The 17,335-nt window shown below is 45.1% G+C and carries 9 protein-coding genes; 7 read left to right on the forward strand and 2 right to left on the reverse strand.

The annotated features are described in order from the left end of the window. Positions 1 to 19 precede the first annotated feature (19 nt). The 7 genes from BY457_RS02010 (at position 20) to BY457_RS02050 (ending at position 14,966) form a co-directional block, all read left to right on the forward strand. The gene (locus BY457_RS02010; protein ID WP_106151668.1) at positions 20 to 1,555 is read left to right on the forward strand and encodes a sulfatase-like hydrolase/transferase; all 1,536 of its coding nucleotides are present in this window, start codon (positions 20 to 22) and stop codon (positions 1,553 to 1,555) included. A gap of 24 nt (positions 1,556 to 1,579) precedes the next feature. Continuing rightward, on the forward strand, positions 1,580 to 4,144 hold the full coding sequence (locus tag BY457_RS02015) for a beta-N-acetylglucosaminidase domain-containing protein (protein ID WP_106151669.1): 2,565 nt from the start codon (positions 1,580 to 1,582) through the stop codon (positions 4,142 to 4,144). 132 nt (positions 4,145 to 4,276) lie between these two features. After that, positions 4,277 to 7,531, forward strand: a complete 3,255-nt coding sequence (locus tag BY457_RS02020) for a glycoside hydrolase family 2 TIM barrel-domain containing protein (RefSeq protein ID WP_106151670.1) — start codon at positions 4,277 to 4,279, stop codon at positions 7,529 to 7,531. A 5-nt stretch (positions 7,532 to 7,536) separates the two neighbouring features. Further along, positions 7,537 to 8,925, forward strand: a complete 1,389-nt coding sequence (locus BY457_RS02025) for an arylsulfatase (RefSeq protein WP_258176515.1) — start codon at positions 7,537 to 7,539, stop codon at positions 8,923 to 8,925. 378 nt (positions 8,926 to 9,303) lie between these two features. After that, a complete protein-coding gene (locus BY457_RS02035; RefSeq protein ID WP_106151915.1) occupies positions 9,304 to 11,607 on the forward strand; it encodes a glycoside hydrolase family 95 protein in 2,304 nt (767 codons plus the stop codon). A 158-nt stretch (positions 11,608 to 11,765) separates the two neighbouring features. Then, positions 11,766 to 14,099 carry a family 20 glycosylhydrolase gene (locus BY457_RS02045; RefSeq protein WP_258176517.1) on the forward strand — a complete coding sequence of 778 codons (2,334 nt, stop codon included), beginning with the start codon at positions 11,766 to 11,768 and terminating at the stop codon, positions 14,097 to 14,099. A gap of 219 nt (positions 14,100 to 14,318) precedes the next feature. Continuing rightward, positions 14,319 to 14,966, forward strand: a complete 648-nt coding sequence (locus tag BY457_RS02050; protein ID WP_106151674.1) for a carbohydrate-binding family 9-like protein — start codon at positions 14,319 to 14,321, stop codon at positions 14,964 to 14,966. Positions 14,967 to 15,034: 68 nt separating this feature from the next. Here the strand turns inward: BY457_RS02050 and BY457_RS02055 are convergent, their stop codons facing one another. Together BY457_RS02055 and gluP are read right to left on the reverse strand one after the other, a co-directional pair. Continuing rightward, positions 15,035 to 16,087 (reverse strand): LacI family DNA-binding transcriptional regulator, encoded by a 1,053-nt coding sequence (locus BY457_RS02055; RefSeq protein ID WP_106151675.1) that lies wholly within the window; start codon positions 16,085 to 16,087, stop codon positions 15,035 to 15,037. A gap of 14 nt (positions 16,088 to 16,101) precedes the next feature. Continuing rightward, entirely contained in the window at positions 16,102 to 17,322 is a 1,221-nt protein-coding gene (gene gluP, locus BY457_RS02060) for a glucose/galactose MFS transporter (protein ID WP_106151676.1), read from the reverse strand. Positions 17,323 to 17,335 lie beyond the last annotated feature (13 nt).

Genomic DNA, 17,335 nt, shown 5'->3' on the forward strand with positions numbered 1-17,335 from the left:
TCAAGTGAATTCAACTCTCATGAAAAATACTTTCTATATATCATCCATTGCCGCCGGAATATTAATGAGTTGTTCCCCTCAGACTCCTCAGGAAAAAAAATCAAGCAATATTCCCAAGCCCAATGTCCTGCTTATCTACACCGATGATGTCGGATATGGAGATATTGGCATTTATGGAGGAGAAGTGCCAACTCCACACATTGATGCACTGGCCCAAAATGGAATCCAGTTCACCAATGCCTACGCAACTTCTGCAACATGCACCCCGTCACGGTTTTCACTTCTAACCGGAGAATACTCCTGGCGCCAGCCGGGTCGTGGCGTTGCACCGGGGGATGCACCCGCCCTCATCCGTCCGGGCAAAGAAACTTTACCCGCTGTAATGCAACGGGCAGGATACCACACCGGAGTGATTGGCAAATGGCATCTGGGCCTGGGAGGAGAAAACGGCCCCGACTGGAATGGAAAAATAAGTCCCGGACCACTTGAAATCGGATTTAATTACTCCTTTATCATTCCCGCCACAGGCGATCGCGTTCCTACTGTTTTTGTGGAAAACCACCATGTGGTAAATCTTGATTCATCAGATCCTATTGAAGTAAGCTTTCGCGAAAAAGTGGGAGACCGACCAACCGGGACTGAAAATCCGGAAAAACTCGCACACCAATGGTCGCACGGTCACAATCACACCATCATCAATGGTATCAGCCGAATAGGTTATATGTCAGGAGGGGAATCAGCGCTTTGGCGGGATGAGGACTTTGCAGATACGTTCCTGAAACAGACCAAAAAATTTCTGGAGCAGGAAAAAGAGAAACCCTTCTTCCTCCTTTTCTCCACACACGACATCCATGTACCCAGAGTTCCGCACGAACGGTTTCAGGGAACAACAGACCAGGGTCCCAGAGGGGATGCCATAGCCCAGCTCGACTGGTCGGTAGGCCAATTGATGAACCTACTTGAGGAGAAAGGACTTGAAGAGAATACACTAATTATTTTCTCTTCCGACAATGGTCCTGTGCTTGATGACGGATATGAAGACAATGCTGCTGAGCAACTGGGACTTCACGACCCGTTCAGCAACCTGAGAGGTGGCAAATACAGTGCTTTTGAAGCAGGAACCAAAGTCCCCTTCATCGTTTCCTGGCCCAAAGAAATTAAAGCAGACCAAACAAGCACCGCCTTATTCAGTCAGATTGATCTGCTGGCCTCCTTTGCCCATTTCACAAAAACCGACTTCAACGGGAATCAGGCCATAGATTCACAAAACAATTGGAGCACCCTCATGGGAAAAGACAAAAACGGACGTCAATGGGTGGTTCAGGAGGCTATTCAGGGAGTCCTTTCCATCCTGGATGCAAAAGGTTACAAATACATCGCTCCCAAGGACGGAAGTAAACTGGTTCCCTGGGGAGTGAATATAGAAACCGGCTTTACGTTGGAGTCCCAGCTGTATCATCTGAAGAAAGACCCTAAGGAAATCAAGAACATTGCAGAAACACATCCTGATATAGTCAACAACTTAAAAACCCGGCTCGACAGCATTAAAAGATAATAATACTTCAAAAATATTGCACTCATGAATCATCCAGTTACAATAAAACAATTGCTGATTTTCTCTGTCAGTTTTTTATTTTCTGCTTCCATTTTTGGACAAAACATTCCTGATGTTTTCCCAACACCACAGAAAACATCCTACACCGGAAATCAATTTGCTCCTGAGAAAGGAAAAACCACCTGGAAGTTGAGTAGTAACATAGACCCGGATATTACAAAAGAATTGCAGGGATTATTCAAAAATCTGAATATTACCATTATTGCAGGAATTTGGGAAGAGTCGAAAAATCATACAATTAAATCAGCCCCGTCAAAACCGGAAGGATATTATCTTAAATTATCCGGAGACAGCGTTGTTTTGTCCGGTCACGACTATGATGGCCTTTATTATGCACTTCAGACAATCAAACAAATTGTTCCGGAAGAAAATCAACCTTTGCAAATCCCGGGAATTGAAATTACTGACTGGCCGGATGTCCCGTTCAGAGGTTCTGTTGAAGGGTTTTACGGAGAACCCTGGAGTCATAAAGATCGATTAAGTCAACTTGAATTCTATGGAAAGCACAAGCTAAATACTTACATCTATGGCCCAAAAGATGACCCATTCCACGGATTTTCAGACCAATGGAGAGAACCCTATCCGGAAGAAAAAGCCCGGGAAATTGAAGAGTTGGTTAAAGTGGCCGGAAAAAACCATGTAAATTATGTATGGGCTGTGCACCCCGGTCGAGATATTCACTGGACAGATAATGATGAAGATGGAACCATCGATGATTTTGAAGCCTGCCGTAAAAAATTTGAGTTGATGTATGATATGGGTGTTCGGTCATTTGCGGTGTTCTTCGATGATATCAGCGGGGAAGGAACCAATGCCAAAATGCAGGCCAAAATGCTGAACTACCTAAATCAGGAGTTTGTAAGCCAAAAACAGGATGTCACACCATTAATCATGTGCCCCACACAATACAACAGAGCCTGGTCATCAGGAGATTACCTCCAAATACTTGGAAGCGAATTGGATCAGGACATACGGATTATGTGGACCGGAAACTCGGTCTGTGCAGACATCACCAAAGAAAGTGTCGATTGGATAACTGAAAGAATTCAACGAAAACCTTTCATTTGGTGGAACTGGCCTGTAAGTGATTATGTGCGCACCCGTTTGCTGCTGGGGCGTGTTTACGGGCTGGATAAAGAAAATCAGGGATCTCTTTCAGGATTTACATCCAATCCCATGGATAAACCGGAGGCCTCAAAAATAGGACTGTTCGGAGTGGCAGACTATACATGGAACATGAAGGATTTTAATTCAGAAGTCACCTGGAAAGAAGGCATTGAACGTCTTTTCCCTGAATCATCAGAGGCCATGATAACTTTTGCCATGCACAACAGCGATCAGGGGCCCAATACACATAATTACAGACGGGAAGAATCGGAAAACATCCGCCCTTTTATTGAGGAGTTTATGCACTCCTACGCAGAAGACGGCGTTTTCCAACCCAACACCTACCGGAAAATAACCACTGAATTTCAAAAAATAAAGGAAGCAGGGGCAACACTCAGGAAAGAACTCCCAAATTCTCATCCTGCCTTTTTTGAAGAAACAAAATACTGGATCTACTCATTTGAATCTCTTGGAGAAGCAGGAACGACACTCCTCAATAACCTCCGGACAACCAATGAATCTTCCAAAACCCGGATTGCAGAACTGAATAAGATGCTTGGGCAATTCAGGCAAATGGATACCTATAGTAAGCTTCAGAAAAAAGCCGGAGAACCGGATCCATGGGCACAGGGATGCGTCACGGGTGGCACGGTTCTTACACCTTTTGTACAAAACCTGTTTCAACTTCGTGCTTCCGAAATTCATACTATAATCACCGGAGAAAAACCGGTTGCAAAAGGACTCAGCGAAGCTTTCTTCAAACCAATCACCAACATGACCTCGTTGACCAATCTTCAGCTCACCCGGGATGGAAAATACATAAAAATCAACCCCATACTGGAAATCCTAAAGCTTAACCCGGGCGATTTCATCGGTATCGAACTCCCTGAAGGTATCTTTGCCAATTATGTACACGCCATCCTTGGAAATAATGAAGTTTCTGAATACGGAGAAATCCAGGGTTCAAAAAATGGAACAGACTGGAAAAAGATAGATACCCGCAACAACGAGGGAACGATGCAGGCACGACTGGACGAAGAAGATAAAATAAGATTTGTTCGCTACATAAACATATCTGACAAGACTGTGGCTCTCAAAACAGATCTGTTTAAAGTGGATATCCCCGAGAATTCAAGAGTTAACAGCCCGGGAGCAATGACGGACAAAACTGTCTCCTCATATTACAAATTGCCGGTTTCGAAAGAATCCATAAAAATTTCAGCCCCCGAAAACCAACAAGTTACCTCGGTTGTGATTCTTGGCGATTTTGCAAATGCAACAGTGCATTTTGTTGATGATTCATCAATTCTTTATTCCGAACTATCGGAAGGGAACAAGAAGATAATTGACAACATCACCATTTTCAATCAACCATCACAAAGCCAGATTCACGAGATTTATTGGGTCACCGAAATAAATTAGATTTTCCTGATATATGCAGAGTTTCTCAACCACAACCTGAAAACGGGAAGTAAAGCTATTTCAGGAGAGTCAAATGCTCCCTAAAACACAACAAAAGAAATAATTAAGAAACAATTAAAAATACAATACCGAATGTCACATAAACTAATTCTATTAGTCGGTTTGTTCGCAGTCCTTGCCCCTGCAATAGGACAAAGCAACGAACGCCCAGACTGGGAAAACCCTCTGGTAACGGAAATTAACAAAGAGCCCGCACGAGCTACATTCACCTCTTATCCTGATGCCAACATGGCAAGAAGCGGTGAGCAATCCCCCTATATTCAATCACTTAACGGAACCTGGAAATTCCATTTTTCCAAAAACCCATCTGAGCGCCCAACCGATTTTTACAAAGAATCGTTCGACATCAGCAACTGGGACAATATCAAAGTACCCGGCAACTGGGAAGTAGAGGGCTTTGGCATCCCCATCTATGTGAACATCCAATATGAGTTTGCCGATCCCAGAACTCCCGTCACTGAGATGAAAGAGGGGCCCAATCCACCTCAAATACCCCGCGATTATAACCCGGTGGGTTCTTATCGTCGCTCTTTCGAGGTACCTCAAAACTGGGATGGTCGTCAGATCTATATCAAACTGGGAGCCGTAAAATCGGCCTTTTACATCTGGGTAAACGGAGAAAAAGTGGGCTACAGCCAGGGAAGTAAACTGCCTGCTGAATTTGACATTACTGATCTTGTTCATCCTGGCCAACCGAATACAGTCGCACTGGAAGTGTATCGCTGGAGCGATGGCAGCTACCTGGAATGTCAGGACTTCTGGCGCATTTCAGGCATCGAACGGGATGTAGAGATTTATAGTCAACCCAAAACACGCATTCGGGATTTTGAAGTCGTTTCGACCCTCGATGATAGTTACAAACACGGAAACCTTGACCTTTTTGTGAACATCAAAAACCATCTGCCGGCCAATAAGAACATTACTGTTGGCATGGAACTGACAGAGACAAACAACAACCAGGTGGTTGCCAAAAAGCAATCGATAAAACTTCCAAAAATGAGTGAAGTCACTGTTAAAATGGCTGCCACCATTGAGAATGTCAAGCCCTGGAGTGCTGAGCACCCCAATCTTTACAACCTGATCATCCAACTCTATGATGAAAGTGGAGAAGTTCTGGAATCCACTACCCGTAAAATCGGATTCCGGTCGGTGGAGATCACCAGGGGACAGCTGCTCGTCAATGGAGTACCCGTCACTCTCAAAGGAGCCAATCTTCATGAGCATCACCCTGAAACAGGCCATGTTATGGATGAGGAGACCATGATGCGTGACATCGAACTCATGAAACAAAACAACTTCAATGCAGTCCGTCTGGCACACTACCCGCAAGCAGAGCGCTGGTATGAATTATGCGATGAACATGGTCTTTACATTGTGGATGAAGCCAATATAGAGTCGCACGGTCTCGGCTATGGTGACAGATCTCTGGCCAAAAATCCCCTCTGGGAAAAGGCTCACGTAGAACGAATGACCCGAATGGTAGAGCGTGATAAAAATCACCCATCTGTTATTATCTGGTCAATGGGCAACGAAGGGGGTAACGGAGTTAACTTCTATGCAGGGTACAAAGCCATCAAAGAATTAGACAGGAGCAAAAGGCCGGTTCAATATGAACGTACCGAAGTTGGAAGTCGTTATGCGCTCGATTTTGAATGGAATACCGATATCATCGTTCCTCAATATCCGGGTCCATCCACTTTTGAATGGTTTGGCGAAAAATTGCTCGACCGGCCCTTCATCCCCTCAGAATATGCTCATGCCATGGGAAACAGTATGGGAAACTTTCAGGATTACTGGGACGTCATCAATAAATACCCGCAATTACAGGGTGGTTTTATCTGGGACTGGGTCGATCAGGGCATCCGCTCGATAGATCGGGAAGGAAACGAAATTATGGCGTATGGAGGCGATTTTGGAGAAGATATGCCCAGTGACGGAAACTTCCTGCTCAACGGAATTGTGAATGCCGACCGTACCCCCCAGCCGGGCCTCCTGGAAGCAAAGAAAGCTCATGAGTGGATTACCTTTGAGCCATTGCGTCTGAACGAAAGAACGGCCAAAATACTGGTGGAAAACCGTTATGACTTCACCAACCTGAGAGAATATCAAATTAGCGCTTTCATTAAAAGTGACGGAAAAATATTGAAAACGGTTGATCTTCCCGTAATGGAAACACCTCCTCATCTGGGAGAAACCATCACCTTCGACATTTCCGGCATTTCCCCAAAACCAGCCACTGAGTATTTCCTGGAACTGGAAGTAACCTCCCGAGAAGCTCATGGAGTTATTCCCAAAGGGCATTTAGTTGCCCGGGAACAGTTTAAACTCCCCTGGAAAGAAGAACACCCGGAAATTGGGAACTTAGCATATGATGTTAAGCAAACGGAAACAGCTGATAACTTTGTCTTTGAAACCGGCAAAGTGACACTTTCCATAGAAAAGACCTCCGGAAGAATAAACAGCTATCGTTTGAACAAAACCGATCTTCTGACTGACAATGGTGGTCCAATGCCCGATTTCTGGAGAGCCCCCAACGACAATGATTTCGGAGCAGGAATGCCAAAGAACAACATCAACTGGAAAAAGGCCACCCAAAACCAAAAGCTTGAAAGTATTGAATTGGTCAAAAATAGCAAAGGTGAATACCAGATCATTGTTGTATGGAATTTGTCTGATACCGACACCCGTTTCCATACTACCTACACCATTCATGGCAATGGCGGTGTAACACTGAACAACAAGCTGGAAGCCTCAGCTACTGAAAACAATGACATCCCAAGAGTGGGTATGGTGTTGACTCTTCCCCGGGAATTTGATCAACTCACCTGGTTTGGACGCGGCCCATGGGAAAATTATGTGGACAGAAAGGCAGCTTCTTTTGTGGGACTTTATTCTTCAAAAGCATCAGATCAGATGGTGCCTTACGAGCGCCCTCAGGAAAACGGAAACAAGACAGGAGTTCGTTGGGCGGCACTCACCAACAGCAAAGGGGTGGGACTCATGGCCATTTCAGCAGAGCATCCGGGAGAAGGATTCGAAATGACCGCCATGCCTTATCTCACAGCTGATTTTGATGCAAGAGAAGGATACGAGTACGGCCCTGTACACCTGGAGCAAAAACACATTGCACAGGTAAAAGAAAGAGACCTGATCCGTTGGAATATAGATTACGGCCAGCGAGGTCTGGGAGGCATCAATAGCTGGGGAGCACAGCCACTTGATAAATACCGGTTGTATCCGGACAAAGAATACACCTATTCTTTCACGCTGATTCCGGTCGAAGCAAATGATCAAGACCAACTTATACAAAAAGCCAAAGAAAAATGACTCTCATGCAAAATAACATTTTCAAATATGCTCCTGCTGCCATGGCCCTGCTGGCCATGAGCAGCTGCGGGCAACCAAAAGAAAGGCCTCCTCAAAAGCCCAACATTATCTACATACTGGCAGACGATTTGGGATATGGAGACCTTAGTTGTTACGGGCAGGAGAAATTTCAAACGCCCAACATCGACCAACTTGCCGCAGAAGGCATCCGGTTTACCAGCCATTACAGCGGCAGTACGGTTTGCGCTCCTTCCAGATGCTCCCTGCTCACAGGCTTGCATACAGGTCATGCCCCGGTCCGAGGAAATCGCGAGATTCAACCCGAAGGACAGCAACCCATGCCGGCAGATACCCGCACCCTCGCGCACGAACTAAAAGATGCAGGTTACAATACAGCCTGTATTGGGAAATGGGGCCTTGGCTATCCCGGATCGGTAAGTGACCCGTTAAAAATGGGATTTGACTATTTCTTTGGTTACAACTGTCAGCGACACGCCCACCATTATTTTGTGGACTATCTATGGGAAAACGATCGAAAAATCGAATATCCGGAGAAAGTTTATAGCCACGATGTACAAACAGAAAAAGCTTTCGATTACATCCGGTCGCAACAGGATAGTACTTTTTTTCTTTATCTGGCTTATACCATCCCGCATGCGGAAATGCGTCTGCCTGAAGCATACATGGAACCATTTATCAACCGGTATCCGGAACCAAACCCGTTTCCGGGAGGACATTATGGTGCACAACAACATCCGCGTGCTGCATTTGCCGCCATGGTAACTCACATGGATCGGGATATCGGAAGATTAATGCAATTATTGAAAGATCTCGGGTTGGATGAAAACACCCTCGTCGTTTTCACATCCGACAACGGAACACATGTGGAAGGGGGCAATGATCCCGATTTCTTCGACAGCAACGGACCATTACGTGGATATAAAAGAGATCTGTACGAAGGGGGCATCCGGGTGCCATTCATTGCCAGATGGAAAAATGTGATCGAACCCGGGCGTGAATCAAATCACATTTCAGCCTTTTGGGATATGTACCCCACCTTTTGTGAACTCGCAGGAAAGCAACCGGAAAAAAACACCGACGGTATCTCTATGGTACCCGAATTCACAGGAAAAGAGCAACCGCGGCATGATTACCTTTACTGGGAATTCCCGGTGCTGGGCGGACGCCAGGCAGTTCGAATGGGAAAATGGAAAGGTTTACGCTATAACCTGGCGGAAGGCAACCGAAATATTGAACTTTACAACCTGGATACAAATCCGGGAGAAACCAGGAATGTGGCAGAAAATCATCCGGAGGTGTTAAGCAAAATCAGCGCTGCCATGCAGGAAGCACATGAGCCTTCTCCGGTTTTCAAATTACCAATAGATGAATAACACAGAAGAGGCGGTCCAAAAAGTACAATTTTAATGTCATTCTGAGTGCCTACCCCAAAAAAGTTTGGGGAATAATGTGTAAATGACAGAATTGGCTTGTCCCTGAAAGGGGCAAATTTTAATAACCCCGGGTCGATAACCCGGGGTAAGGCTGAACGATTGGAATCAGGTCCCCGAATGGGGGCCAACAATTACAACCTTGACTTTCCGATTGTTGTAAAAATCTGTCATTGGTACCTTGTCGAAGAATCTGTTTGTTTGAAAAACAGCTGTTTCGACTACGCTCAACATGACACTTTTGGTGTGATTTATACTTTTTTTGACAGCCTCTAAATGACCTTAAAAACGATTGTAAAAACCATCACCAGTAAAATGTTTATGAAAAAATCACTTCTCATATTCCTCTTTCTCACAGCAATCTGTTCATTGCTGTTTGCCGACAATCCTCCCTCTCCGCTGACGTTGTGGTACAATCAGCCGGCAAGTCAATGGGAAGAGGCCATTCCCATTGGAAACGGCCACATGGGGGCTATGATTTTTGGGGGCACAGACAAGGAGAGAATCCAACTAAATGAGGAAACAATCTGGACCAAACGAGATGAATTCTCCGACAAACCGGACGGACATAAATACATCAACAAGATTAGAACGTTGCTCTTTGAGGAACAATATGAAGAGGCAGAGACACTGGTCCGCCGACACCTGCTGGAAGACAGAATGCCAAACAACACCAACTCTTACCAAACCCTGGGCGATCTTTATCTTGATTTTGAGAAATTTGAAACCATAAGCCAATATCAACGTCAGTTGGATCTTAGTGATGCAATTGCCTCGGTCTCTTTTATCTCCGATGGAGTTCACTTCTCGAGAGAATACTTTTCATCGAATCCGGCCAATGCCACCATTATGAAAATATCGGCAGATCAACCAGGCCAGATTTCTTTTACGGCAAGGCTCAACAGACCCGGTGATGGGGAGAATATCTCTGTGGATGGGCACACCATCATCATGAATCAGAAAGTGGATGACAAAGAGGGGGTTACTTATGAAACACGGGTTCAGATTCGTGCCAAAGGTGGGAAAACAGAGGCTACAGACAGACGCATAAAGATTACAGGTGCCGATGAAGTAGTGTTGATTCAGGTGGCAGCAACAGACTACCGGGGAGAAGACCCCACCCTGCTGTGTAATAACTACCTGAATGATATTTCAGAAAAGAGTTATGAGCTTCTCCGAAAGGAACACATAAGTGATTATCAATCCCTGTTCAATCGCGTATCCCTGGACCTGGGAACTTCGGATGCCATCTATTTCCCCGTGAATGAACGACTGAATGCACTTCGAAAAGGTGCTGAAGACCCGGCTCTGTTTTCATTGTACTATCAGTTTGGGCGATACCTGCTCATTTCATCATCACGCCCGGGTTCCATGCCGGCCAACCTGCAGGGATTATGGGAAAGCACATTAACACCTCCCTGGAATGCCGATTATCACATCAACATCAACATACAAATGAATTACTGGCCTGCTGAGGTCACCAATCTTCCTGAGTGTCACCTCCCTTTCCTGCATTTTATCGGACAACTCAGGGAAAATGGCCGGAAAACAACCAAAACACTCTATGGAGCCAGAGGATTTACTGCTCACCATACCACCGACGCATGGCATTTTACCACTGCACAGGGACAACCGCAATGGGCAATGTGGCCGATGGGAGCTGCCTGGGCAACCACACACATCTGGGAGCATTTCTTATTCACCCGTGACACTACATTTCTTAAGGATTATGGCTTTGATGTAATGAAGGAAGCAGCCCTTTTCCTCAGCGACTTCCTGGTTAAAGACCCTGAGACCGGACTGCTTGTATCCGGCCCCTCCATGTCTCCCGAAAACACTTTTTTCACACCACAGGGCAATCGCGCTTCGGTGGTTATGGGGCCATCCATGGATCATCAGATTATTCACCATCTCTTCTCATCGGTAATTGAAGCGTCCAAAGTCTTAGATGCTGAAGACCATTTCACCCGAAAAATCACCCGGCAGCTGAAACAACTTACACCTCCGGAAATTGGTGAAGACGGACGCATTTTGGAGTGGTCTGAAGAACTAAAGGAAGCCGAGCCCGGACACCGCCACATGTCACATCTATACGGGCTATATCCCTCCAGTCAGTTTTCATGGCAAAAAACACCCGAGCTGATGGAGGCTGCCCGCAAAGTAATTGAAGAACGCCTGAAACACGGAGGTGGGCACACCGGCTGGAGTCGGGCCTGGATGGTAAATTTCTATGCACGCCTCAAAGACAGCAATGAAGCGTATCAGAATATGAGAGCTTTGCTGACAAAATCCACCCATCCCAATCTTTTTGACAATCATCCACCTTTCCAAATAGACGGAAACTTTGGTGGCACCGCAGGATTAACAGAAATGTTGCTGCAATCACATCAGGGTAATATTGAACTCCTGCCTGCATTACCTTCACAATGGAGGGAAGGATCTGTAAAGGGGCTTAAGGCCCGGGGTGGATATACCATTAACATATCCTGGAGCGATAGCGCCCTTACCACAGCAGAAATTAGTGGGCCGGTGGATACGGATGTTCCGGTGGTTTACAACGGGCAAGCCATCAATGTGACCATCTATAAGGGAGAAACGACAATTATTCAGGTACAGGACTTTTAAACTGCCTGACACCTAAAACTTTGAATTAACTATTTATCAGATAATCACAAAATTTCAAACCAATGAAACGAGCATGGCAACGGTTGCCTCAAAAGAGAATGTAAACAATCAACCATGCGAGTTCAATCAGACCAATAACTTATATAAATTATTTACTGATGAAAAAAGGACTATTAACACTTTCAATGGCTTTGGGAATCACTCTTTTTGCCGGGTGCAACTCTCAAAAGGCCACTAAGGATGATCTTTCCATCATCCCCTTGCCGGTGGAAATGACTGCCGGAACCGGAGAATTTAAACTAAACGGAGACACAAAAATTCTAACTTCTTCCGATAATGAAGAAGTCCTGGGAGTCGCCGGATATTTGTCTGAATTGTTGTCTCCGGCCACCGGATTTGCTTTCACCACAGAGTTGGCAACAGAAGCGGCAAAGAACACCATATTTCTGAAACTGAATCCTGAAATTTCAGGGGAGACCGGCGCATATCACCTGACGGTTTCTGATGATCAAGTCATTATCGAAGCCCCTGAATCTATAGGCCTGTTTTACGGAGTTCAGTCGTTGCGACAACTCCTGCCTGCAGAAATTGAGTCATCCACAGTTCAGAACGGAATTTCATGGAATGTTCCGGCAGCGGAAATCAAAGACGAACCTCAATTTCAGTATCGGGGATTGCACCTCGACGTGGGTCGTCACTTCTTCCCGGTGAGCTTCATCAAAAAGTACATCGACCTGCTGGCCATGCATAAAATGAACAAATTCCACTGGCACCTCACCGAAGACCAGGGATGGCGGCTGGAAATCAAAAAATACCCTAAACTGCAGGAAATTGCAAGTCAAAGAGAGGGTACCCTCATCGGACATGGAGGAGAAACCCCGTTCGAATACGACAACAAACCCTATGGCGGCTATTACACACAGGAAGAAGCAAGGGAAGTGGTGGCGTATGCAGCAGAACGTTTTATCACAGTCATTCCGGAAATTGAAATGCCAGGTCATGCAACGGCAGCGTTGGCCGCGTACCCTGAACTGGGTTGCACCGGAGGGCCTTATGAAGTGATCAAACGATGGGGCGTATTCCCGGACATTTATTGTGCCGGAGAAGAAAAGACCTTTGAGTTTCTGGAAAATGTATTGCTCGAAGTCATGGACATTTTCCCCAGCGAATATATCCACATCGGAGGAGATGAAGCTCCGAAAGACCGATGGGAAGAGTGTCCCAAATGTCAGGCCCGCATTCGCCGGGAAGGATTAAAGAATGAACACGAACTCCAAAGCTATTTCATCACCCGAATGGAGAAATTCCTAAACAAACATGGACGCCAGATTATCGGATGGGATGAAATTCTGGAAGGTGGTCTGGCCCCCGGTGCCACCGTAATGTCGTGGAGAGGTGAAGCAGGAGGTATTGAAGCTGCAAAGATGGGACACGATGTAATTATGACCCCCAATTCTCACCTTTATCTGGATTACTACCAGACTGATCCTGAAAATGAACCATTGGGAATTGGTGGTTATCTGCCTCTCGAGAAAGTTTATTCATACCACCCCGTTCCTGAGGCCCTCACAGATGAAGAAGCCAAACACATATTAGGCGCTCAGGGCAATTTATGGACCGAATATGTAAAAACGGCCGACCATGTGGAGTATATGGTATATCCACGCGCCGTTGCGCTCTCTGAGGTTGTCTGGACTCCAAAAGAGCAAAGAGATTACAGCAACTTCCTGAGCAGATTGGAAAAGCACTACAAAAGGCTGGATATTCTGGATGTGAATTACTTCTATGAAGTTCCTAAGCCTTCCTCCAACACAGCTAAAGCAGGTTTTCTGGAATCGACCCAAATAGCACTCAGCACTCCGCTGAAAAATACAGAAATCCGATATACGCTTGACGGCTCAGAGCCAACAGCAGAATCAGCACTTTACACAAAACCTGTAACCGTAGATAAAACCGGAGTATTAAAAGCCATTACTGTAAAAACATCAACAGGAGAGATCAGTAAAACATTGGAAATTCCGGTTACCAAAGTAGCCTACACCGCTCCAATTGAGAACATAACTCCGGGAGAAACCGGTCTGACATACAGTTATTACGAAGGTTTCTTCAGAACCGTAAAACAAATGGAGGAACAGCAACCGGAAAACACCGGAATTGTAACTTCAAAATGGATTCCGGAGGTTGTGAACAGTGCTTCCTTTGGTTTTACCTTCTCAGGACTCCTCCCTGTTGAAAAGAACGGTCTTTATCACTTTCATCTCTCCTCTGACGACGGAAGCAAAATGTACCTCAACGAACAGGAATTCATCGATAATGACGGACTCCATTCCAATCAAACAGTAATTGAACCTGCTGCTTTGAAAAAGGGGCTTTATAAAGTGAAAATTTATTTCACGGAAGGCGGAGGAGGATACAACCTCAACCTGAAAAGGCAATCGCCGGACGGTTCTGTAAAAGAACTTACTCCTGCTGATTTCTTCACTGAGAAATAGTCCGGAAACGGAACCGCAAAAGCAGTAATGGTCAAAGGGGACACACTGCTTTTGCGTGTTTCCTTCGGATTCACTCTACTTCCAGATTTACCCCTTTTCACACAAATTTTTAAACTGATAAAAGGAAGCTGATTGTGACACCGCAACAAACAACCGGGATGTCATTCAAAAGATTATTGAACAACAAGAAACGTAAAAACGGACTCTAGTTATCTCATCATGAAAAAAATCACCATTCCATATTTAGACACACTATTTTCATCGCCGGAGGAAATCGTCGAAATCCTTGATGAAAAAGGAGTGCAAGAAACCATTGAAACGGTCAACTGGAAAGAATTTCCTTACCAACCGCAGGTTTCATTTGCCATGGCTTACAACGAAAACCATCTTTTTCTGAACTTTAAGGTACAGGAACAGCACATAAGAGCCATGGAAACCGAAACCAACGGAAATGTGTGGGAAGACAGTTGCTGTGAATTCTTCTGCGCCTTTGACGATGAAGGTTATTACAATATAGAAACCAATTGCATCGGCACTCAACTCATCGGGTGGGGAGCCAACAAAGAAGAAAGAACACTGCTGAATCCGGAAACTATTGATGCCGTCCAGAAACATTCTACCCTGAAACGAAGAACCATTGAACCTCAAAGCGGCCGTTTTGAGTACCAGTTAACCCTGATTATTCCAGCAGCCACTTTTGTCAATCATCCGGGGGTGAAATTCACTTCAGGAATGCAACTCAAAGGAAATTTTTACAAGTGCGGGGACAAAACACCCGAACCCCATTTTATTTCCTGGAACCCCATTGAAATTGAAGACCCCAACTTTCATCGACCGGATTTTTTCGGAGTCATTGAATTGGCATAAACCAAAAAAGAGCAATACAGAAAACCTGCATTGCTCTTTTTAAATAAAATATCACTCCCTAATCTCCCTCATTCATAATACTGCACATTCTCTTTGGTTACCACATCCAGCGGAAGGTATTTGATTTGCTCCACCTGCTTTTTAAACACCAGGTAGTCCGCCAAAAGCTTCACGCCCCAATAACCCTGACCATGCGGATTCTGATTTATCAGAAAATCTATAACCCCACTGTTCAGCAGTTCCCTGTTTTTTAACAAAAGGTCATAACCAACCAACTGAAAATGCTTCAGGTTATGTTTGATCAGAAAATCTGCAAGAACAAAAGAGCGGGAGTTGGTGACAAAAAATCCCCGCAAATCAGCATTTGATTCCAACAGTTTATTCATGTGATGATTAAAACGCGTTGTATCTTCCCAAAAATCTACCTCCGTACGAACGATCTGGTACCCATCAGAACGAAGGTCCTCAAAATAATCCAGAAACCCCTGTTCTTTGCGAACCAGGTGCGTTGAGTTGGTTACCTGCTCATCTAAATGAACCACCATAAAAGTGCCCGGCTTCTTGCATCCGTAATGGAGTAATCTGCCGGCAAGCAACCCGCTCTGATAGGAATCCTGCCCCACATAGGCCACCGGTTCATAATCGGGAATATGCGTATTAAAAAGATTAAATGGCACCTTTTCCTGCTTCCACTTATTCAAAAAAGCCAGCGATTCCCGATAAAAAATGGGAGCCACCAAAATACCGCTGTAATGACTCGAACTGACTTTCTGCGCTTCCCTTTTGAATGATTCCGAATCTTTCTGATTAAACAGAAATTTATCAACTACCACTCCATATTGGCGCAGCTGATCTGCAGCCTCCTCAACCCCGGCGAAAGGAGCATTCCAATATTCGTCATTACCGGGGTTGGGAATAATTGCCGCAATACGATATTCTCCGGATGAAACCAGGGCACGGGCCATGATGTTTGGCTCATAATCCAGCGCTTCCATCGCCTTTTTAATTCGCTTTTTTGCATCCTCCGAAACCCTGCCCCTGTTGTGAAGCACACGGTCAACGGTTCCGGCAGACACACCTGCCTGTTCGGCAATATCTTTTATGCGGGCAATCTTTTTCAAAAAGGTTGATTTTTTTAATTTCTGACTTTATGTCCCTTTAAGGCATAATAAAGGATATACAAAAACAAAGGAAGACAAAGCCAATATGCATTTTGTGCTCCAAACATATCCTTCAGAAAGCCATACAAGGTAGGTATTAATGCACCACCAACAATAGCGACCACCATCAGTGATCCACCTGCTTTGGTAAAACGTCCCAGATCCGTCATAGCCAGCGGCCAGATAGCAGGCCACATCAACGCAGCTCCAAGTGCAATAAGCACTACGAAGAAAATTGAAATTTCCTCAGGCGCCAGAACCACCATAAAAGACCCCACGATTGCGGTAACCGTACTTATTACCAAAGCCTTTGACTGACTGACGTATTTGGGAATCAAAATAATACCGGCAATATAGCCAACTACCATTCCTACCGGGGCAATCCATGCATACCATTCAGGATTGGCGAGTCCCAGACTCTCGGCATAATCAACCAATGTCCCCAGCGCAACCGTTTCAACACCCACATAGAAAAACAGGGCAAGAACACCTAACAATAAGTGATGGAACTGAAAAATTGATGTCTTCTTAGCGGCATAAGGACAGTCATCGGCACTTTCTTCATCTTCACCAACTGCTTTCACTTCCGGAAGGGGTGAAATCAATGCAATCAACCCCAAAAGGAGAAATACCCCAATGATGATGTAGAAAGGCAAGGTAGTGTCGGAGAACGTTACCTGATCCACACTTTTTCCAATCACCAAAGCAAGGAATAACGGTGCTACAGGCCATGCCAGCTTATTCAGGATTCCCATAATACTCATTCGCTGTGCGGCACTATCAATAGGCCCCAAAATGGTCACATAAGGGTTTACTGTTGCCTGAAGAAAGGTATTTCCCATACCACTCAAAAATGAAGCTGCCAAAAACAAAGGAAGACTCTCCATTTGTCCCGAAGGAATATACAGATAAAAGCCGATGGAGAACAAAAGGAATGACAAAGCCATGGTCTTTTTGTAACCGATACGGGCAATCACAAAGGATGCAGGATACCCAAAAATCAGAAATGCGGAGAAGGTAGCTGCCAGCACCAGATACGATTCAGCAGAACTAATACTCAGCTCGCTTTTCAGCAGTGGTATCAGATAACTGTTAATTCCGAGGGCAAACCCGATGGAAAAAAACATCATCCCCAAAATGGCGAGTGCAACCAACTGTGTGCTGCCTCTCTTTTCAGATGCAATTTGATTACTCATAATAGATTTCTTT

The organism is Marinilabilia salmonicolor (assembly GCF_003003035.1).
Lineage (GTDB): Bacteria > Bacteroidota > Bacteroidia > Bacteroidales > Marinilabiliaceae > Marinilabilia > Marinilabilia salmonicolor_A.